The 19,861-nt window shown below is 67.8% G+C and carries 14 protein-coding genes; 3 read left to right on the top strand and 11 right to left on the bottom strand.

Translation table 11 applies throughout. The features are described from left to right. Positions 1-35 precede the first annotated feature (35 nt). The 11 genes from KSS93_RS00500 to tagH form a co-directional block, all read right to left on the bottom strand. On the bottom strand, positions 36-1,808 hold the full coding sequence (locus KSS93_RS00500; protein ID WP_217886721.1) for a formylglycine-generating enzyme family protein: 1,773 nt from the start codon (positions 1,806-1,808) through the stop codon (positions 36-38). Continuing rightward, on the bottom strand, positions 1,801-3,003 hold the full coding sequence (locus KSS93_RS00505) for an FtsX-like permease family protein (protein WP_217886722.1): 1,203 nt from the start codon (positions 3,001-3,003) through the stop codon (positions 1,801-1,803). The genes KSS93_RS00500 and KSS93_RS00505 overlap by 8 nt, the downstream gene beginning before the upstream one ends. Next, positions 3,003-3,707, bottom strand: a complete 705-nt coding sequence (locus KSS93_RS00510; protein WP_217886723.1) for an ATP-binding cassette domain-containing protein — start codon at positions 3,705-3,707, stop codon at positions 3,003-3,005. Before KSS93_RS00510 ends, KSS93_RS00505 begins: the two co-directional genes overlap by 1 nt. Beyond that, the gene (locus tag KSS93_RS00515) at positions 3,707-6,706 is read right to left on the bottom strand and encodes a serine/threonine-protein kinase (RefSeq protein ID WP_217888654.1); all 3,000 of its coding nucleotides are present in this window, start codon (positions 6,704-6,706) and stop codon (positions 3,707-3,709) included. The genes KSS93_RS00510 and KSS93_RS00515 overlap by 1 nt, the downstream gene beginning before the upstream one ends. Positions 6,707-6,711: 5 nt before the next feature. Next, positions 6,712-7,431, bottom strand: a complete 720-nt coding sequence (locus KSS93_RS00520; RefSeq protein WP_217886724.1) for a PP2C family protein-serine/threonine phosphatase — start codon at positions 7,429-7,431, stop codon at positions 6,712-6,714. Then, complete coding sequence (gene tagF / locus KSS93_RS00525) at positions 7,428-8,084, bottom strand: type VI secretion system-associated protein TagF (RefSeq protein WP_217886725.1); 657 nt, start codon at positions 8,082-8,084, stop codon at positions 7,428-7,430. Before tagF ends, KSS93_RS00520 begins: the two co-directional genes overlap by 4 nt. Continuing rightward, entirely contained in the window at positions 8,081-11,587 is a 3,507-nt protein-coding gene (gene tssM, locus KSS93_RS00530; RefSeq protein ID WP_217886726.1) for a type VI secretion system membrane subunit TssM, read from the bottom strand. Before tssM ends, tagF begins: the two co-directional genes overlap by 4 nt. Further along, positions 11,584-12,879 (bottom strand): DotU family type VI secretion system protein, encoded by a 1,296-nt coding sequence (locus tag KSS93_RS00535; RefSeq protein WP_217886727.1) that lies wholly within the window; start codon positions 12,877-12,879, stop codon positions 11,584-11,586. Before KSS93_RS00535 ends, tssM begins: the two co-directional genes overlap by 4 nt. Before the next feature lie 180 nt (positions 12,880-13,059). Beyond that, a complete protein-coding gene (gene tssK / locus KSS93_RS00540) occupies positions 13,060-14,394 on the bottom strand; it encodes a type VI secretion system baseplate subunit TssK (protein WP_217886728.1) in 1,335 nt (444 codons plus the stop codon). 15 nt (positions 14,395-14,409) lie between these two features. Next, positions 14,410-14,898 carry a type VI secretion system lipoprotein TssJ gene (tssJ, locus tag KSS93_RS00545; RefSeq protein ID WP_217886729.1) on the bottom strand — a complete coding sequence of 163 codons (489 nt, stop codon included), beginning with the start codon at positions 14,896-14,898 and terminating at the stop codon, positions 14,410-14,412. A gap of 43 nt (positions 14,899-14,941) precedes the next feature. Then, complete coding sequence (gene tagH, locus KSS93_RS00550) at positions 14,942-16,294, bottom strand: type VI secretion system-associated FHA domain protein TagH (protein WP_217886730.1); 1,353 nt, start codon at positions 16,292-16,294, stop codon at positions 14,942-14,944. 396 nt (positions 16,295-16,690) lie between these two features. On the opposite strand from tagH, the gene tssA reads away from it, so the two are divergent. The 3 genes from tssA (at position 16,691) to tssC (ending at position 19,824) form a co-directional block, all read left to right on the top strand. Further along, positions 16,691-17,731, top strand: coding sequence for a type VI secretion system protein TssA (tssA, locus tag KSS93_RS00555; RefSeq protein WP_217886731.1), 1,041 nt, complete (start codon positions 16,691-16,693; stop codon positions 17,729-17,731). Positions 17,732-17,803: 72 nt separating this feature from the next. Continuing rightward, positions 17,804-18,319, top strand: a complete 516-nt coding sequence (gene tssB, locus KSS93_RS00560; protein ID WP_217841331.1) for a type VI secretion system contractile sheath small subunit — start codon at positions 17,804-17,806, stop codon at positions 18,317-18,319. Positions 18,320-18,330: 11 nt separating this feature from the next. Then, positions 18,331-19,824 carry a type VI secretion system contractile sheath large subunit gene (gene tssC, locus KSS93_RS00565; protein ID WP_217841330.1) on the top strand — a complete coding sequence of 498 codons (1,494 nt, stop codon included), beginning with the start codon at positions 18,331-18,333 and terminating at the stop codon, positions 19,822-19,824. The last annotated feature ends 37 nt before the right edge of the window (positions 19,825-19,861 follow it).

The raw sequence follows: 19,861 nt of genomic DNA on the forward strand, positions 1-19,861 counted from the left end.
AGACCGCCCGGTGTTCCTTTCAGTTGAAAATGTGCCTAGGGGCGCGGGGCGGCCGATGCCAGCAGCTCCTTGAGGATCGTCGCCGGGTCGGCCCGCCGGCTTTGGCGGTACTCCCCGACATGGCGTACGAACAGGGTGGCGCGGGTTACCAGGCTGTTGCCCAGTACCGGCTTGCGGTTGAGTTCTTCACGCACGCGCTGGAACTGCGCCTGGATCACCGCATCGGTGTAGCGCGTGCCGCTGGCCAGGTTGTCGATGTAAATCGCCACGGCGCCATCCAGCGCGGCGCGGCCATTGGCGATGGCGGCGCCGTACATGCGTGCGCTGGTCTGGTCGCCCGAAGCCTCGGCCTTGGCCTGGGTGTTCTTCAGGTTGGTCAGGCGGATGTTGTAGTTGTTGATGGTCTCGGCCACCAAGGCCGCCGACTGGATCAGGTTGCCGGCGGCCTCTTCACGCTGGCGGGCGATCAGCGACACGTTGCGCTTGAGCTCTTCGTTCACCACCCCAAGCTCGGCCTGCTGGCGCGGGTCGCTGGTGGCGGCAATGATGCTGTCCAGGCGCTTGGTCGGGTCTGCTGCTGCGTCGATATCATCGGTCAGCCCGGCCAGGCGGCCCTCCTTCTGCCACTGCTCGAACAGCTCCTGGTAGCGCGAGCGCGGCGCCGACAGGGCGCCGATGGCAATGCGAAAACCGGTGGTTTCGTTGCGCTGCTCGGTGCCATCGCCGCCAAACAGCGGGTATTCGCGGCGCATGCCGGTGAACAGCGTGCCCTCGCCTTCGAGGTAGTTGCCGCCCTTGACCACAAAGCCGCCGTAGGCGCCTTGCAGGCGCCCGGCGTTCACCAGCTGGAACGACTCCTGGACCATCTCGGCGGCGTTGCCGATCACATCGAACAGCCCCAGCGGGTTGGGCTGCTTGGTACCGATCGGCATCAGGCGCGCCGCCTGCCCGGTGCCACCGGCCACCTGGTTGAACACTGCCCAGTCCGCCAGCGGCCCATCACTGTCGCTACCCTCGACCTTGCGCGGGAACAGCCGGCCTTCCAGCTCCTGGCGAGTGACCTGCGAGCCGCCACGGGCGGCGAACTCCCATTCCACCTCGGTGGGCAGGCGCACAAAGCCAACGCCGCCATCCTCGGCCTTGCTGCCCCGGCCACTGACCGGCAGCAGGTCGCGGTGGTGCTTCATCAGCCAGGCGCTGTACACGGCAGCAAAGCGCTCGGCCTCAAAACGCGACAGCTTGACCTTGGGCAGGCGCCCGGCGGCGCTGGTTTCAGCCTGGCAGGCAGGCTCCGCCTCACCACTGGCCAGCGACTGCGCCTGGGCCATCACCTGGGCGTACTGGCGCGCGGTCACCTCGTACTTGCCGATGAAGTACATCATCGGTTTCAGTGGCGCGCCCTTGTCGAGCTTGGGCAGCGTCGGGCCAACGGCCTGCTGCCACTGCGCCGGCAAATCCTGCAGGCTGAACTGGCCGTTGATGAAATCGCGCCGGTAGCCGGAGATGAACGACTGCTTGTAGCCCGCCTCGCCTTCGCTGAACGGGTAGCCAAGGTTCACCTCGCGGTCGTCCAGGCTGCCCTGGGCCAGCACGTAGACGCTGCGCAGCACCAGTTCGCCGCCGCACGGCAGCGGCAGGCTGACATCGCCCGGCAGGGGCTTGGGGTTGTCCAGCTTGCCGACATCGACCGGCTGTGCGGCGGCCTGGGCTTCGGGCTTGGGCTTGTCGTCGCCATCGGCCGGCGAACAGGCCGCCAGGCCCAGAGCAGTCAAAAGCAAGGCCGCAGCCTTGAGGCGGTTATCAGACATCACGAATTCCTTGGGCGGCATCGATGCGCGAAACCCGCCAGCCACCCAGGGCGGCGGCGGTGGTGCTGGCCAGCAGCACGGCACCCAACGCAACGAGGTAATGCACGGGCAGCAGGCGGCTGGCGAACTCGCCGGGCACCTGCATGAAAAGCCGGTTAAGGCCGTGTTCGGCCAGCAGGTACAACAGCCCCGCCACGGCGGCGGCCAGCAGGCCGCTGTACAGCGCCTGCACCATCACGAACAGCAGCAGCGCGGCGCTGCCAAACCCCAGCAGGCGCAGCACCGCAAGCTCACGCTGCTTGCGCTCCACCGCCGCCACCGCACCGGCGGCGGTGGCCGCCACGGCGCCCGCCACGGCCAGCGCGGCGATAATCCAGAACACCAAATCGAGGTTGCGGCTCAGCGACTGCACCTGGGCGATCTGCGCGGCCTGGGTCGATACCAGCAACTTGCGTTCGGCAAAAAACCTGCGCAGCGGCTCCACGTCGGTGAGCTCGCGGGCGTACAGGCGAAACGCCGGGTACACGCGCCGGGTTTCAGCGGCCACCTCATCACCCGGCCAGCCCAGCGCCGGCACCGCGCGGCCATCGCGGTAGTCTTCCACCGCCTCCAGCAGCGCCAGCGGGGCGAACAGCCCATCACGCTCGAAGGCGGCCAGGGGCAGCACGGCGCTCACCTGCAAGCGGGTCTGGCGCCACTGCACCTGGCCGGCCTGCTGGCGGCTGAAGCTGGCCTGCACCTCGTCGCCAGCCTTGGCGCCGAGTTTTTCGGCGGCGGTAAAACTCAGCACCACCTGTTGCACGCCCTCGGGCGGCGCCACCTGTTGCAGCAACGGGTCGCCCTTGGCGGTCGGCAGCATCTCAACCGTTACGCCACGGCCCAAGGCCGGCATCAGCAGCTCGGCGGTGGCGGCAATCTGCCGGGTGCGCGGTATGGCAAAGGCCACGCCCGGGCGCTGCGCCAGTTCTTCGATAAAGCCAGCACTGAAACGCCCACCACCCAGCGGGATGATCTCGCGCACGCCCGGGTCGCGCTGCAAGCGCTCGGTCAGGCTGCCCACCAGGCCGAACTTCAACCCGAACAGCACCAGCAGCGGCGCGATCACCGCCACCAGCGCCAGCACGCCACAGGCCGACAGCCGCGCTTCGTTGCGGTAGTCCTGCCAGGCCAGGCTGGCGATCAGCAGCGGGCGCATCAGGCGGCCTGCTCCACAGTGGCGGTAACGCCGCCGTCGGCATCGCGCCGGCAGGCCATGCGCAACACCCGCAGCCCGGCGGCGCGGGCCAGTTGTTCATCGTGGGTGGCGATCACGCAGGTCACCTGGCGCTGCCCGGCTTCGTGCAGCAGCAACTGCATCACCCGCCCGGCGTTCACCGGGTCCAGCGCCGCCGTCGGCTCATCAGCCAGCAGCAACGCCGGGGCGTGGGCCAGGGCGCGGGCGCAGCTGACCCGCTGGCGCTGGCCAAGCGATAACGCCGCAGGTTTTTTACCCAGCTGGTCGTGCACATCCAGCGCCTGGGCCAAGCGCTCGACACTGCCGTCGTCACTCAACCCCAGCAACTGGCGCGGCAGGCGGATATTGCCGCGCACATCCAGAAAGCCCAGCAACCCGCCGGCTTGCAGCACATAACCCAGCTGGCGGCTGCGCAGCGCGGCCAGGCGGTCGAGGGCGCGCTGGCGCCACAGCCCGGCGATATCCTCACCGCCCAGGGCAAAGCCCTCGGCGCCGTCCGGTGCCAGCACCAGCGCCAGCAAATCCAGCAGCGTGCTCTTGCCGCAGCCGCTCGGCCCCACCAGTGCCACCCGCTCGCCGGCCGCCATGTGCAAGCGCTCCACTTGCAGGCTGTAACGCTGGGCACCCTGCCCGCGCGTCTTGTGCACACCGCTCAGGTTGATCATCACGGCAGCGTCGACAGCGGTACACGGTACAAGGCGTCGCCCGGCTCGGCCTTGCCGAAGCGCACCCAGTTGGCCATGTCGTTGTGGAAGGTTTCGTACAGGCGGATCTTCGAGTCCAGCTCGTCAATGAAGTCCTCCTGCTCGGCCACCGACAGCGACAGCCACAAGTCCTGGGTCATGGCCAGCGACTTGCTGCGGTACGGCAGGCCTTCCAGGTACTCGCCCAGCACCCCGCCCTGGGCCAGGTTGGCGCCTTTGCTCAAGGCGGCCGGGTCGCGGCTCATGTAGGCACTGGCGCTGGCGATTTCGTTGAAGAAGTCGCCCGGCGAACTGCGGGTCTTGCGCGCGGCATCGACGATCAGCTTCAGCGACTGCTGCAGGTCGTTGAGCTGCAGCTTGGTCAGCATCACGCACACCTGCAGGGTGGGCAGCGCCGGGTTGGTCAGGTCGCGGTCGGCGGTCCAGGCGCTGACCAGCTGCGGCGCCTGGCTGGCGCCGTGGCGGCCAAGGAAGTCCATGTGCATGGCATAACCCACCGCCTGCGACTTGGCCGCAAGGGTTGCCCCGCTGGCCAGCAGCGGCACCGGTTGCGGCTGCTGGTTGCGCACCTGGTGCACAAGCTCTGCGAAGGTCGAGCCGATCTCGCGCACCCGCTCGCCGAACGTGCCCACCTCGCCGCCCGGCACACCCACGTACAGGTCGCCGATTTTCGGGTTGCTGTCGGCGGTGAGCACGCGGTACTGGCTTTCGGCGGCGCCGTGGTTCTTCACCCCGGCCGGGGTGCGCAGGTGCAGGGCATAGATCTTGATCTGCTTGCTCAGCGCAGCCTGGCGTACCTCGGCCTCGTTCATCTGGGTGCTGCTGAACGGGTCGTTCTTGCGCAAGGCGCCGGCATCGCTGACCAGCAGGATGATGCGCCCGCCGTAGCCGGACCAGTCCATGCCCTCTACCGCCTGCATCACACCGGCAAAGGCATCTTCGTTGAACGAGTGGCTGGAGACGGTGGTGGCTTTCACCTGGCTCGCGGCCTTGAGGAAGCGCGCCGGGTCGCTGCCCTGCTCCAGGCTCACCAGGGTCTTGCTCAGGTACTCAAGGCCCGGGGTGCGCTTGACGTTGTTACGAAAACCCACCAGGCCAAAGCTGACGCTGCCCAGCTCGCCACGGGCGGCCAGTTGCTGCTGCAACTCGCTGACCACGTCGCGCACCCGGTCGATGTACGGCTGCATCGACACCGAGGTGTCCACCACCAGCACGATGCCGGTGCGGAAGCTGTTGTCGCTGGCCGCCACCACGCCTGCGGCCTTCGGCGCGCTGTCGCGGGCGCTGCTGCCGGGGTCGATGGAGGCGATGTTGAGCAACTGTACCGGCTGGCCGTCGGCGTCGAAGCTTTCGCGGTAGTCGAAGATCGGCATCAGGTAGAACTGGTTCTGCGGCACGGCGCTGGCAGCCGGCTCCAGGGCCATCACCTGGGGCACCTGGTCGGGGTTGTTCTGCGCCTTGAGCAGGCTGTCGCGGGCATCGCTCACGTTATCCAGCAGGCGCTGCACGTCGTCGGCCTGGCGCAGGAACATCACCGGCGAGCGGCCGGAGCGTTCGGTGAACTTGAGCACCAGGCTCTGCTTCCAGTCGCTGGTTTGCCCGGCCTTCAGCCAGCCGTCACGCTGGCCGTCGCTAGCGGCGCCCACCTGCACCCAGGCCTGGCCGTCGACGTCCTTGCGCTGGTACACGTACAGCACCGAAAACGCCGGCAGCGGTTCGCCCGAGGCATCGCTGGGCTGGGCCACCAGCTGCGCTTCGGGCTTGCTCAGCACACGCTGGAACAGGGTTTTCTTGCCGGGCATCAGCAGCGGGCGGCCGTCTTCGCTGGCTGCAACCGGCGGCGGCGCAACCGGCTCGACCGGGGCCTGTACCACAGGGGTTTGCGGCTCGGGGGTGTCGCTGCCGCTCAGCAACCAGAAGAACGCCCCGCCCAGGCCCAACGCAGCGGCGATGGCCACGGCCAGCACGGCCTTGGCCGGTTTGCTGGAGCCGGACTTTACCGGCGCGCTGGGCTTGGGCGCGGGCTGCTTGACCGGCTCGGGGGTTGGCGCGGGTTCGGCCTGGGGAATGTCGATGGAGACCGGGGTCAGCCCGCCCAGGTCCGGCACCGCAGGCGCCACGGGCGCGACCAGCGGCAACGGCTGGATCAGCGTGCTCAGGGTGTCCTCGGCCGGCAGCCGGTCCAGCGCGGCCAGCAGCGCGGCGGCGTCGGCGTAGCGCTCGTTGGGGTCCTTGGCCAGCAGCCCGCGCAGGATGTCCTGGTAGCGGCCATGCTCGATGGGCAGCTCCGGCAGCGGCTCGGTGAGGTGCGCCAGCGCCGTGGACAGCGCGTCGGTGCCGTTGTACGGCAGCTTGCCGACGAGGATTTCATACAGCACCACGCCCAACGCATACAGGTCGGCGCGCCCGTCGATCTCAAGGCCGCGCGCCTGCTCGGGGCTCATGTAGCTGGGGGTGCCCACGGCAAAGCCGGCCTGGGTGAACTGGGTGCGGTCATCCAGCGACTTGGCGATGCCGAAGTCCGACAGCACCGCGGTGCCGTCGGCGCGGAACAGGATGTTGGCGGGTTTGACGTCGCGGTGCACCAGGCCCTGGGCGTGGGCATAGCCCAGCGCCTGGGCCATCTGGCGCACGTAAACCAGGCCCTGCTCGGGCGTCAGGCCCGCGGCGATGCGCTCCTTCAGCGTGCCGCTGGGCAAGAACTCCATGGCCATGTAGTACAGCTCGCCGACATTGCCGATGTCGTGGATGGTGGCGATGTTCGGGTGCGCCAGGCGCGCCAGGGTGCGGCCCTCGCGCAAGAAGCGCTCGCAAAAGGTCGGGTCGGCGGCAAGGCTGGCCGCCATCACCTTCAGCGCCACCTTGCGCTCCAGCGAGCGCTGGGTGGCCAGGTACACGCTGGCCATGGCGCCCTGGCCAATCTCGCCGTCGATGTCAAAACCTGGGATCTGCATGTTCATGTTCATCAGTTGGCCTTCACCACCACGGCTGTGATGTTGTCGGGCGCGCCGCGGGTCAGGCCCAGGTGCACCAGGCTGCGCACCACCTGGTAGGGGTCGGCGTGGCCGAGCACATCGGCGATTTCATGGTCTTCGGCGGTCTTGTTCAGGCCGTCGCTGCACAGCAGGTAGGTGTCGCCGGGCTGCACCTGCAAAGCCACCGACTGCAATTCGAAATGCTCCTCCACGCCCAGGGCGCGGGTGACGATGTTGCCGCGCGGGTGCACCCGCGCCTCGGCTTCGCTGAGCAGGCCGCTGTCCTGCAGCTCCTGCACGTAGCTGTGGTCGTGGGACAGGCGCTCGATGCAGCCATCGCGCAGGCGGTACAGGCGGCTGTCGCCGGCCCACAGGCCGATGGCCAGCTCGCCGCGCGCAGCCAGCACCACCACGGTGCTGCCCATCATCGCCACGCCGCGGCGGGCGGTTTCTTCACGCACGGTGCGGTTGACCCAGGCCAGGCCATCACGCACCTCGTCGGCGAATTCTTTCAGCGAGTCGAGCATCGGCAGGCTGCGCAGGCTGTCCACGGCAAGGCTTGCCACGTAGTCGCCGGCGGCATGCCCGCCCATACCGTCGGCCACCGCCCACAGGCCGGCCCAGGTCAGGTCCAGGCAGGCGTCTTCGTTGATCTTGCGCACCATGCCGACATGGCTGTAGCTGGCGGCGCTGTATTGCATGCCGGTCATCCGATCGCAGCCTCGCTACCCAATAAAAACCCGGCGAAATCCGCACTGCGCGGCAAGCCCGCGCAGCGCATCAGCCCCGGGGCAATGCGTTCCGAACCCCGGCCCCACCACAAGCTCATGCCCTCGCAGGCGCACTCGGCCAACGCCAGCGCTCGCCCCTCAGGCGAAGTCGCGTCCAGCCGCTGCAAGCCGCCAAAGGTGTTACGCGGCCCCTGTAGGAGCGGCCTCGCGCCGCGAAAAGGCTGCAAAGCAGCCTCAAAGCTCTCGAAGGCAGCATCCGGCTCAAGCGTCGCCAACAACACCTGCTCGACGCCCTCAAACCACTCATCCCCACCCGCCACGACACTGGCCAACGACTCCCCCGCCCCCAACACCTGGGCCACGGTCAACGGGAAATACCGCCCCACCCGGTCGATGCTCGGCATCAGCACGCCCACCACGGCGTCCGGCCCACACACACCCGGCGCCAACGCAAAGCGCCACAACGGACTGACCAGATACGCCTCGAGCCAACGCTCCCCCAGGCCCTGCTGGCTGGCTTGAAGCCCCGCCGCCAGCCACTGGTCCCAGGGCTGGATGAACGTCTGCGGCAGGCCACGGCTGACGAAGTCGCCACGGCAGGCCAGTTTTCCGTAGAAGCCAAGCTCGTTCACAGGCGCTCCGGCAGGCTGAAACCGCTGACCACTCGGCTGCGGAACGGGTTGAAGGCGCTGCTGGCACGCAGCTCGTAAGACACGCTGGCGCCATCGACGCGCAGGCGCAGGTTGAAGCGTTCGGGCGAGTTGCCGGCCACCAGGTCCGACTGGTCGAGCAGGCGGAACCACGCCCACGGCCCTTCCACGGTCAGCCCGGAACGGCCGCTGGCCAGAGGCGGGGTTACCGACAGGCGCACCACGCCGATGCTGTTGGGGTTGGGCCACTGCAGCGCCACCGGGCGGCTCGGGCCGTGGTCGTAGCTGACCTGCTGGCCGTCGAGGTCGAGCAGGAACTGGGTGATGCTGGCGTCCATCGCCACCGGCTTGAGCTCGAAGCGCACCCCCGGTTGCAGGCCGCTGGTGTTGCGGAAGAACGCATCGCGGATGCTCGCCGCACGCTGGAAGGTGGCCAGCACGTTGCTGTTGATGCCGAGCTTTTGCGCAGCCCCCGGCTGCCAGCTCCAGGGGCTGCTGGAGGTGTTGACGTAGGGTTGCAGGTACTTGCGGAAGTAGTTGTCCATCACCCCGCCAACGCCAAAGAACTGGCCGAAGTCTTCGAGGGTGGCGTCCCGCGAGCTGCCGGCCACCAACGGGTAGCGGCCGCTCAGGGACTGGCGGTAGACGTTGACCACCTCGCTGGTCCAGGCGGCGTTGAGCTGGCTGCGCACCCCGCCCATGACGATGTTGTGGGTCGAGCCCAGCACCGAGCTGACCAGGTTCTGCACCACCTTGGGCTGGCGCGCCGCACCCAGGGCCACCCGCTGCGCGGCGGCCTGGGCCTGGTTCTTGGCCTCGCCCAGCAGCGCATCGCCACTGGCCCCGACCATGGCGCTCACCTGCACGTACAGCGTGTTCAGGTCGGTGAGCAAGCCGTCGATGGCCGCGGGCTGGCCTTCGCCGGTTGCAACCAGCGCAGCCACTTCGGCGAAGTGCTCGGTTACCGGGTCCAGCTGGCGCGCAGCGGGGTTGTCGCTGGCCAGTGGCGTATCGCCCAGCAGGCCGCCCAAACGCTGGCGCAACTGGTCGACGCCGGCCTGCTCGGCCTTGTCCTTGACCTTGTCGAGGGTGGTGGGCTGGGACAGGTCGGTTTCATGGGCCACCGCCTGCAGCAGTTTTTTCATCGGCGAAGTCGGCCCGGACAGCACCCGCAGCACATCGGCGGCCTGGCCGACGCTGGTGATGGGCACAAAGTCCAGGTCAGCCAGCAGGGCATCCCAGTGGCGGATGTAGTCCTGGTAATACAGCTGCAGCACGTCATCCGCCAGGCGTTTGGCATCCCCCGCCTCGCCCGGCTCGCGGCCCAACACCCAGCGCTCTTCGGCCAGGGTGGTGGCCTGCGCAAGGCTGGCAGCCAGGAATGCCTTGCGATAGCCCTCGACGCTGAAGATGCCCGGCAGCGGCTCGCTCAACGGCTTGCCGCTCTTGAAGCGGAACACCAGCGCAGCATCGCGCCCGGCGGCATCGCTGACGCGAAAATCGCTCACGCCGGCGGGCAGCTTCTGGCGTTTGACCCGGTCGTACACGCGCTGCGCCACCGGCAGTTGCTGCAGCTGGCGGCGGGTGTCGTCGATCAGGCGCTGGTCCAGGCGGGCGTTGGGCGGGCGCTTGTCGAACAGCGCCGCCAGGTGCTGCTCCAGGGCCTGGCGCATGTCCGGGGCCAGGTCGCGGGGCAGGCTGCGTTCCCAGTCCAGGGTGACCCAGGCTTTGATGAACTCGGGGTCGTAGTGCTCGCCGTCGGCCAGCATCAGGTAGGCCTTGAGGCCCTCGTACAGGTAGTCGGAGGGGCCGCCGGCGTACAGCTGCTCCTCGATGCGGGTGACCAGGCGCGGGGCGAAGATGGCGATCAGCAGCTTGCGGTACACGCTTTGCGATTCGCCTTCGAGCATGTCGCCCTGGTACAGGCCCAGGCCCTCGGCCCAGCCGGGCGGGTCGTCGGCCAGGCGGCGCACGGCGTTGAGCAGCGGCAGCACCTCGAGCACGTTGCGCTGCGCCGGGCTCAGCTCCTGCACGCTCTTGCCCACCGGCTTGAGGCGGCTGTCCACCTCGGCGATGTACTGCTGGTTGGCGCGGTAGCTCACCGCCCACAGGCTGCCGACCACCAGCACCAGGGCCACGCTCAGGGCCAGGGCGCCACGGGCCAGCCACTTGCGCCGCTGCTCGACTTTCGGGTTGCTGCCCACCAAACCGCGCTCGGCGAAGGCCACGGCGCTGAACAGCTTCTCGATGAAGTAGCTGCGCCCGGTGCCGTTCTGCCGCGCCAGGTGCGCGCGGTCCAGGCCCATGCTCTGGGCCATGCTGCCGATCAGGCGGTCGATGGGGCTGCCTTCCTGGGTGCCGCTGGTCAGGTACACCCCGCGCAGCAGGGCGCGCTCTTCGAAGGCGTTGGGCTTGAACACGCCGTCGAGGAAGCTTTTCAGGTTGCCGCGCAGGGCCGCGAACTGCTGCACGAAGCCGTACACCAAATCGCGCCGCGCCGGGTCGCGCTCTTGTTGCAGGCGTTCGACCAAGCGCTGGTTCAGGCGCTGTTCGAGCAGGCCGAACTCATTGCTGAACTGCGCCAGCGGGCCGTCGCCGTGCTGGCCGTCGTCCAGGGCGAAGGTCATGCCCCACACCTGGGCGCGCTCTTCCTTGCCCAGGTTGTCGAAAAACTCCATGAAGCCCGGCACCAGGTCGAGCTTGGTCAGCATCAGGTAGATCGGGAAGCGCACTCCCAGCTGGCTGTACAGCTCCTGGATACGCGTGCGAATGGCCGCGGCATGGGCGGCACGCTCGGCGTCGCTGCCCAGCAGCAGGTCGGACAGGCTGATGGCGATGAACGCGCCATCAATGGGCCGGCGCGAGCGCTGGCTCTTGAGCAGGTCGAGAAAGCCCAGCCAGGCGGCCTTGTCCACTTGCGCGTGGCTGTCCTGGGTGGTGTAGCGCCCGGCGGTGTCCAGCAGCACGGCCTGGTCGGTGAACCACCAGTCGCAGTTGCGCGTGCCGCCCACGCCACGGATGGCGCCCTCGCCCAGTTGCGCGGCCAGCGGGAAGTGCAGGCCGGAATTCACCAGCGCGGTGGTCTTGCCCGAGCCGGGCGGGCCGATGATCACGTACCACGGCAGCTCGTACAGGTTGCGCCGCTCGTCACCGCCCAGGCGCGCCTTTTTCAGCAGCACCAGGGCTTCGTCCATGCGCTGGCGCAGGGTGGCGAGCTCTTCGGCGGTGGCCACGCTGGCAGGGTCGGGCGCGGTTTCGGCAGCCAGGCTCTCCATCACCTTGGCGGCCTGGCGGCGGGCCTGGATCACCCGCCACACGCGATAGCTGACCCACACCGCGAACAGCAACACGATCAGCACCACCCGTGGGGTGGCCGGCACCAGCGCGTCCAGCAGCGGGCCGACGAACCAGATGATCAGGCTCAGGGCCAGCAGGCCCAGTACCGGGATCACCCAGCGAATGACAAAACTGAAAAACGCCTTCACTCGACGCCCTCCGCTAGAACGGTGATTTCAACCCGGCGATTCTTCGCCCGGCCCTGGGCGCTGTCGTTGGACGCCAGCGGCTCGGTGTCGCTCAGCCCTTGCGCGGTGAAGCGCTGCGCCTGCCCGGTGCGGGCGGCGAGGATGTCGCGCACCTCTTCGGCACGGGCCTGGGACAACGCCCAGTTGGACGGGAAGCGAATGGTGGCGATGCGTTGGTTGTCGCTGTGGCCGGTGATCTTGACGTTGCCCTTGACCTTGCCCACCGCCTCGGCAATTCGCAGCATCAGCGGCTCGAAATCGCCCTTGATGCTGGCGCTGCCGCTGGCGAACAGCTCGTCGCCACGGATGGTCACCACCGAACGGTCCACCGCATCTTCCACGGCAACCCGCCCGGCCTTGATTTCGTCGGCCAAAAAGCCTGCCAGGCGCGGGCGTTCGACAGGTTTTGGCTGCACCACCGGGCGGTCCATGGCCTGCACCGGGATTTCGCCCAGGGCGTGGATGCCGCGGAACACCGGCTCCGCGTCCGAGGCCAGCTTCAGGCGCAGGCCGAACAGCACCAGCAACAGCAGCGCCAGGGCGATGGCCAGGCCAACCCACGGCGGCACGAACTGCGCCAGGCGGTCGCGGGCCACGGTCACGCCGCGCCAGTGCGGCGACAGCTCACGTTCCACATCGCCACGGGCACTGCGAATGGCCGCCGCAGTGCGTTCGCGCAAGGCTTCGAGCTGGGCGCGGCCACCGTTCATTACCCGGTAGCGGCCTTCGAAACCCAGGCTGGTGCACAGGTACAAGAGCTCCAGCAGGTTGATGCGCTCACGTGGGCTTTGCAGGCAGTGCTCCATCAGCTGGAACACTTTTTCGCCGCCCCAGGCCTCGTTGTGCACGGTGATCAACAGGCTTTGCTTGCCCCAGTCGCTGGCGCTGCCCCAGGGGGTGCTGAGCACCGCTTCGTCGAGGGCGGTGCACAGTGCGTAGCGGGCCAGCAACACCTCGTTGCGCGGCACGCCGCCGGCTTCGGCGCGTTCCTCGAACTGGCGCAGGTAGGCCAGCAGTTGCGCGCGCAGGCTGGCCGGCGCCGGGTGGGCGATGGTGTTGCGCAGGCGGGTGAGCAGCGCCAGCAGGGGGCCGGCGGCTTGCTCCAGGGGGTTCAGGCCGACCGCCTGGCCGGGGGCCAGGGGTTCGGCGGGGACGTTCAGCGGCGCAGGCGCCGCCTGCGGCTGCGCGGCGGCCGGCTGCGGGCCACGGCCACCGGGGCGCGGCATGAACTGGGTGCGGTCATCCGAATGCATCGCGGCTTAGTCTCCGGTCCGTGGAAGTGCAGTGGCATCAGGGGTCAGAGAACCCTGTGGGAGCGGGCTTGCCCGCGAAGCAGGCGACTCGGTGTATGGCACCGGCTGCGCCGGTAATCGCGGGCAAGCCCGCTCCCACAGGGTCCCGGCTGGGTCGAGTAGTGCAACGAACTCCACGGCTTACCCCCGAATCGCCCAGAAGGCCAGGTTCAACCCGGGGAACTCGCCGGCCATGTAGAAGGCAAAGCCGCCCGACTGCTGCAGCTGCTTCCAGTGCTCGCTGCCGCGGTCCAGCTCGAAGTAGGTGGAGCCTGCATGGAACGGGATCTGCCGTGGTGCCACCGGCAGCGGCAGCAAGCCGATGCCGGGCAGTTGCAGGTTGACCAGGTCGCGAATGTGCTCCACCGAACCGATCTTGCTCTGCTGGCCAAAGCGCGCGCGCAGGGTTTCGCTGGGCACGTCGGCGCGCACCACCAGGATAAAGCTGGCGCTGTCCAGCAGGCTGCGGTCGGCGAGCATGCCGACGTGGATGCCGTAGGCTTTCTCCACCAGCGGGATGGCCACCGCCTTGCTGTCGATCAGCATCGACAACGCCTCGCGCAGCGCCGCCATCACCGGGGTGAAGGTGGCGGCCAGGTCGTCGTGCTGGTACACAGGGTAGCCTTCCGGGCGCCGGCCATCACGGGTGAAGGTGGCGAACTCGCCGGCCAGGGCCACCAGCTCGCTGTACAGCCGCTCGGGGTGCAGCGGGGTCAGCTGGTTGAGGTGCTCCACCAGCGGCTGGGCGCGGTTGACCAGTTGCAGCAGCATGAAATCGGCAATCTCCGAGGCGCCGCCGTTGGCCGAAGCCACCACGCGCCCGGCCAGGGCCTCGCCACGCTGGTGCAACAGGCCCAGCAGCTCGCCACGGAACCCCGACAGCTGGGTATTGGCCGTTACGTCCAGCAGCGGCGGAATATAGCGCTCGTCCAGCACCAGGGCGCGGTCGGCACGCTTTTCGCGAATGCGCACCACACCTAACGCGGCGTAATCGCTCAGGCCGTCCTCGGCGCGCAGCAGGCGCAGGGCGCGGCTGCCCAGGGCCAGCGGTGCGCGGTTTTCGAACGGGGCGTTGTCGTCGCGCACTTCGCTGATACGGCTGACATAGCGCGCACCATCGGCGGCCTCGCCGTCGTCGACGGTATCGCGGGCACCGGCACGCTTGAGCGCCAAGCCCAGGTAGATCACCCCGTCGCGCAGCTCGTCCGGCACCTCCAGCGGCGCCGGCGGCAGGTCGTCACGGGGGATGTCGAACGGCGTGCCGTCAGGCAAAAGGCCGCGGGCGCTGAGGATCGACAGCTTGCCCTGGGCCAGCAGGCCCTGGTCGATGAGCAGCTCGGAAAAGCCCCAGGCGGCGGCGCTGAGCGGGCGGCTGCGGGCGTCGACGAAGTTTTCCAGGTAGCGGTCGTGCTGCTGGAAGTGCTGGGTCGTGATGAACATGCCTTCCGACCAGACCACGCGATTGTTCCAGGACATGGGGACTCCGATTGCCTAGCGGGCAGGCTCAGGTTGTGGGGTGGCCACGGCGCTGCGCACGGCACGCACATCGAGGCTGATCTGATAATCACGGGGCGGCACCGGCAGCACGCTGCGCCACTGGGCCTGGTCGATCTCGCGGTAGCCGACCACCAGGCCGAGCTGGCGGGTGGCCGGGTTCAGCGGGCGCTCCAGGCGCAGTTGTTCACCGGGCTGCAGCAGCACTTCGTCCTGGTCGATCAAGTCGGCGCCCAGGGTGGCCTGGGCCCGTTCGGCCAGGGCGAAATAATCGGCGCGGGCAAAGGCTGCGCTGTTTTTCAGCTCGTACAGGCGCACCCGCACCGGCGCCGGGGTGCCGGTGGCGCCAGGGTTCAGGCCGGCGGCGGCGCTGAAATACAGGGTGATGCCGCTGGCAGGGTCGGCGGCGGGCTCGACCGGCGCGTCCTTGCTGCAGGCGCCAAGCAGCACCAGGGCCAGGGCGGCGATCAGTCGTGTTGCGTTCATCCTCGTCCTCATGACGTGTCGTGTTCTTCCTGTAGGCAGGGCTTCAGTTGCGTTGCAGGCGGCTGCCGTGGGCCTCGTAGGCACGGCTGAATTCGCGGCCGAACAGGTCCTGGAAGTCGTCTTCGGCCTCGCGGGAAATCTGCCCGTAAAGCTCGGTGAACTGCTGCCAGCAATGGGCCTGGCGCGAACCGCCGAACAGCTTGGCCAGCCCCGCGGCCGGGGCCAGGCGCTGCTCCAGGCGGGCCGGTTCGAAGCGCGTCAGCAGGTGCTTGATGGCCGCCTCCACGCCGGCCATCACCGCCAGCTGGTGGGCGCGCAGGTCGTCGAAACTGTCGCGCAGCGCCTGATCGGGGGGCATGAACGCCTGGTTGCCGGGGCGCAGCAGCAACAGCAGCGCCTCTTCGGCATTGGGGGCAAACTTGAGCGGGTTGTTCTGTACCGGGGCGATGCTGGTTTGCTGCATGCGGAACTCGCCCTTCAGGCTGCTGCGCGCGCGCAACACGTCGATCAGCCCCTCGACCATCAGCCGGTAGCTGCGGCCGATGGACTCCATCTGCGCGGCGGCGTCCTGGGCGTCGATACGCAGGTGATCGATACCGGCGCCGCGCAGGAAGGCTTGCAGCAGGGCATCGCTGCTGGCCGCCGGAGCGGGTGCAGGGGCTGGAATCGGCGCAGGGGCGGCAACAGGTTCGGCGGCGCGCACCGGCTCGGGCATTGGCACTGGCGGCGCAATCGGTGCGGGCGCCGGCGTGCTGTCGAGCAGGTCCCAGTCCGCCGGGATCACGCCCGGCGCGGCAGGCGGCGCCACGGGTGCTGGCGGCGCCACCGGGGTGGGCGGGCGAAAATCATGCTGCTGGGCCGGCACGTGGTCCGGCTGGCTGGCTGGCGGCACGCTGGCCGGGCCGAGAAAATCGAACAGATCGGGCAGCGTGTCGTGGCTCGACGCCCCTTGCAAAAAGGCCGCCGGCGCGCCGGAAATGGGTGCAGCGGGGATGGCCGGTGCAGCCACCTGGTTGGCCATCAGCGCTTCGAAGCTGTTGCCATCGGGCTGGGCGCCGGTGGTGATGGCGTGGCCGGCGTCGATGCGCGCCTGGATTTCATACTCGCCAATACGGATAACTTCGCCGTCCATCAACGGCTCGCTGTTACCCCGGCGCAGGCGAATACCGGCATTGAGCAATTCCACACCGTTGGTACTGTTATCGGTTAGGTAGTAACGCCCATCTTTGAACTGGATCACACAATGTTTCGACGACACCAGGCGCTCTGGGTCGGGAAGTACCCAGTCATTATCCGCGGCACGGCCAACAGTGATGGCACCGGTTTCCAGCAACTTCTCCGGGCATTGCCCGGGCGTGATCTTGTGGTAACTGGTGATAGTTAGGCAAAGTGCCATCATGCCTCCATGCATATATGTAAAACACGCACCCATTCATTTGAATGGTTTTGCGAGCCCGCCCCGCCCAACGGCAGCAACCCCAGCAAACATTGGGGATTACACCGGAAAAGGGTGTTTGGGAGGGCGTATTTAATCCTAGAATCGAGGCACTTTGATGGCACCCGACGCATGGACAACGCAGGCTGCCAAGTAGTTCACAGCCCTCACTCGCGGCGCGTAGCTTACCTTGACACTTGTTTACAAATAAACCATAAATGCGCAACTTCAGAGTGCCATAGTGATATCACCTTGATATCAACTTCGCATTCTTTGACAAGTTTGTGCGCTTGTTCACAAAAGCAACTTAGCGCCACCAACTGCCCCACCACGGGCCGATATGGAGATCGAATTCTGGTGAACTCGCCGCAGTTGCTCGCCGCTGTTTCCGCCGACTTCCCCTGCGGCGAAGACCTCGAATACGACGCCGATTTTCTGCAACTGGAGCGTGATGCCCAGGGCCGCCCCGAGCGCGTGATGGGCGATGCCGTGCAACCGGCCGAGCCACCCCAGTGGCGCGATATCGAACAGGCTTGCACCGGCCTGCTGCAACGCAGCAAGGATTTGCGCATCACCCACTTTCTGGTGCAGTCGAACCTGGCCCTGCACGGCCTGCCGGGCCTGGCGGCGAGCCTCGAGCTGATCCGCGACCTGCTGGGTGAGTACTGGCTGTACCTGCACCCGCAACTGGACGCCGCCGACGACAACGACCCCACGGTGCGGGTCAACGCCCTGGCCGGCCTTGTCTGCGACACCAACATCGCCCTGCTGCGCGACGCCGTGCTGGTGCGTTCGCGCGCCTTCGGCCCGGTGAGCCTGCGCGCCGCCCTGCATGCCGCTGGCGTGCAGCACTTTGCCAGCGAGCAGCTGAGCGCCGAAGAACTCGCCGCCGCCCTGCGCGACGCCGACCCCGAGCAACTGCAGCAGTGCCTGCAAGCCCTGCAAGTGGCCCGCGAGGCCCTGGACGCCATCGAGCACCGGGTCAACGACCAGGTCGGTTCGGCCAGCGGCATCGACCTTTCGGCCCTGCGCCAGCCGCTGCGCCAGGTGCAGCAGGTGCTGGCCGACTACAGCCCGGAGGGTGCAGCGCCACTGGGCAGCGATGAGCAGGCGACGGCCGACAGCGCCAACCACGATAGCGCGCAAGCCCCCGCCGCCGCCGCAGCGCCGCGCCCGACCGCACGCCCAGGCGAAGTGAACAGCCGCGAGGACGTGCTGCAAAGCCTCGAACGCCTGCTGCAGTACTACGCCCGCCACGAGCCTTCGAGCCCGCTGCCGGTGCTGCTGCGCCGGGCGAAAAACCTGGTCAACGCCGATTTCGCGACCATCGTGCGCGACCTGATCCCCGATGGCATGTCGCAATTCGAGAACCTGCGCGGCCCCGACGGCGACTACTGAACGCCCAAGGCCGCATAAAACCGAACGCCCGCAACGAACAGAGCCGCCGCAGCGGCGCCCAGGAGGAACAACGTGGCGAAAGACAGCTCCCAGAAATTCATCGCGCGCAACCGCGCGCCGCGCGTGCAGATCGAGTACGACGTCGAACTGTACGGCGCCGAGAAGAAGGTCCAGCTGCCGTTCGTCATGGGCGTGCTGTCGGACCTCGCCGGCAAGCCGGCCGAGCCGCTGCCGGCGGTGGCCGACCGCAAGTTCCTGGAAATCGACGTTGACAACTTCGACTCGCGCCTCAAAGCCATGAAGCCACGGGTGGCGTTCAACGTGCCCAACGAGCTGACCGGTGAAGGCAACCTGAGCCTGGACATCACCTTCGAGAGCATGGACGACTTCAGCCCGGCCGCCGTGGCGCGCAAGGTCGATGCCCTGAACCAGCTGCTCGAGGCCCGCACCCAGCTGGCCAACCTGCTGACCTACATGGACGGCAAGACCGGCGCCGAGGACATCATCCTCAAGGCCATCAAGGACCCGGCCCTGCTGCAGGCCCTGGCCAGCGCCCCGAAACCCGCCGATTCCGAGCCGAGCGCCTGAGGAGCCAGCCCATGAACGACCCATTGCGCGAAACCCAGGCCCAGCAAACGGCCACCCAGGACCCAAGCGAGTTCGCAAACCTGCTGCTGCAGGAGTTCAAGCCCAAGACCGAACGCGCCAAGGAAGCCGTCGAGAGCGCCGTGCGCACCCTCGCCGAGCAGGCCCTGGCGCAGACCAACCTGGTGTCCAACGATGCCATCGGCTCGATCGAGCAGATCATCGCCGCCATCGACCAGAAGCTCACCGCGCAGGTGAACCAGATCATCCACCACGACGACTTCCAGCAGCTGGAAAGCGCCTGGCGTGGCCTGCACTACCTGGTCAACAACACCGAGAGCGACGAGCAGCTGAAAATCCGCGTGCTCAACATCTCGAAGAACGACCTGCACCGCACCCTGAAGAAGTTCAAGGGCACCGCCTGGGACCAGAGCCCGGTGTTCAAGAAGCTCTACGAAGAAGAATACGGCCAGTTCGGCGGCGAGCCTTACGGCTGCCTGGTGGGCGACTACTACTTCGACCAGTCGCCGCCCGACGTGGAACTGCTGGGCGAGATGTCCAAGGTTTGCGCCTCGATGCACGCGCCGTTCATCAGCGCCGCGTCGCCGACGGTGATGGGCATGGGTTCGTGGCAGGAGCTGTCCAACCCGCGCGACCTGACCAAGATCTTCACCACCCCGGAATACGCCGGCTGGCGTTCGCTGCGTGAGTCGGAAGACTCGCGCTACATCGGCCTGACCATGCCGCGCTTCTTGGCCCGCCTGCCCTATGGCGCCAAGACCGACCCGGTGGAAGCCTTCGCCTTCGAAGAAGACACCGACGGCGCCGACAGCAGCAAGTACACCTGGGCCAACGCTGCCTACGCCATGGCGGTGAACATCAACCGTTCGTTCAAGTACTACGGCTGGTGCTCGCGCATCCGCGGCGTGGAGTCGGGCGGCGAAGTGCAGGGCCTGCCGGCCCACACCTTCCCCACCGACGACGGCGGCGTGGACATGAAGTGCCCGACCGAGATCGCCATTTCCGACCGCCGCGAGGCGGAGCTGGCGAAGAACGGCTTCATGCCCCTGCTGCACAAGAAGAACACCGACTTTGCCGCCTTCATCGGCGCCCAGTCGTTGCAGAAGCCGGCCGAATACGACGACCCGGACGCCACCGCCAACGCCAACCTGGCTGCGCGCCTTCCGTACCTGTTCGCCACCTGCCGCTTCGCCCATTACCTGAAGTGCATCGTTCGCGACAAGATCGGCTCGTTCAAGGAAAAGGACGAGATGCAGCGCTGGCTGCAGGACTGGATCCTCAACTACGTCGACGGCGACCCGGCGCACTCCACCGAGACCACCAAGGCCCAGCACCCGCTGGCGGCCGCCGAAGTGGTGGTCGAGGACGTCGAAGGCAACCCGGGTTACTACAACTCGCGCTTCTACCTGCGCCCGCACTATCAGCTCGAAGGGCTGACCGTGTCGCTGCGCCTGGTGTCGAAGCTGCCTTCGGCCAAAGGGGCCTGAGATACCCCGGGCAAGCCCGTTCCCTGTGGGAGCGGGC

Source organism: Pseudomonas xanthosomatis (genome assembly GCF_019139835.1).
Classification (GTDB): domain Bacteria; phylum Pseudomonadota; class Gammaproteobacteria; order Pseudomonadales; family Pseudomonadaceae; genus Aquipseudomonas; species Aquipseudomonas fakonensis.

Coding starts and splice junctions, on each gene's coding strand:
- tssK (WP_217886728.1), bottom strand. CDS start 14,394: ATGTCCTGGAACAATCGCGTGGTCTGGTCGGAAGGCATGTTCATCACG.
- KSS93_RS00515 (WP_217888654.1), bottom strand. CDS start 6,706: ATGAACATGCAGATCCCAGGTTTTGACATCGACGGCGAGATTGGCCAG.
- tagH (WP_217886730.1), bottom strand. CDS start 16,294: ATGGCACTTTGCCTAACTATCACCAGTTACCACAAGATCACGCCCGGG.
- tssJ (WP_217886729.1), bottom strand. CDS start 14,898: ATGAACGCAACACGACTGATCGCCGCCCTGGCCCTGGTGCTGCTTGGC.
- KSS93_RS00505 (WP_217886722.1), bottom strand. CDS start 3,003: ATGCGCCCGCTGCTGATCGCCAGCCTGGCCTGGCAGGACTACCGCAAC.
- KSS93_RS00520 (WP_217886724.1), bottom strand. CDS start 7,431: ATGACCGGCATGCAATACAGCGCCGCCAGCTACAGCCATGTCGGCATG.
- tssC (WP_217841330.1), top strand. CDS start 18,331: ATGAACGACCCATTGCGCGAAACCCAGGCCCAGCAAACGGCCACCCAG.
- KSS93_RS00510 (WP_217886723.1), bottom strand. CDS start 3,707: ATGATCAACCTGAGCGGTGTGCACAAGACGCGCGGGCAGGGTGCCCAG.
- KSS93_RS00535 (WP_217886727.1), bottom strand. CDS start 12,879: ATGCATTCGGATGACCGCACCCAGTTCATGCCGCGCCCCGGTGGCCGT.
- KSS93_RS00500 (WP_217886721.1), bottom strand. CDS start 1,808: ATGTCTGATAACCGCCTCAAGGCTGCGGCCTTGCTTTTGACTGCTCTG.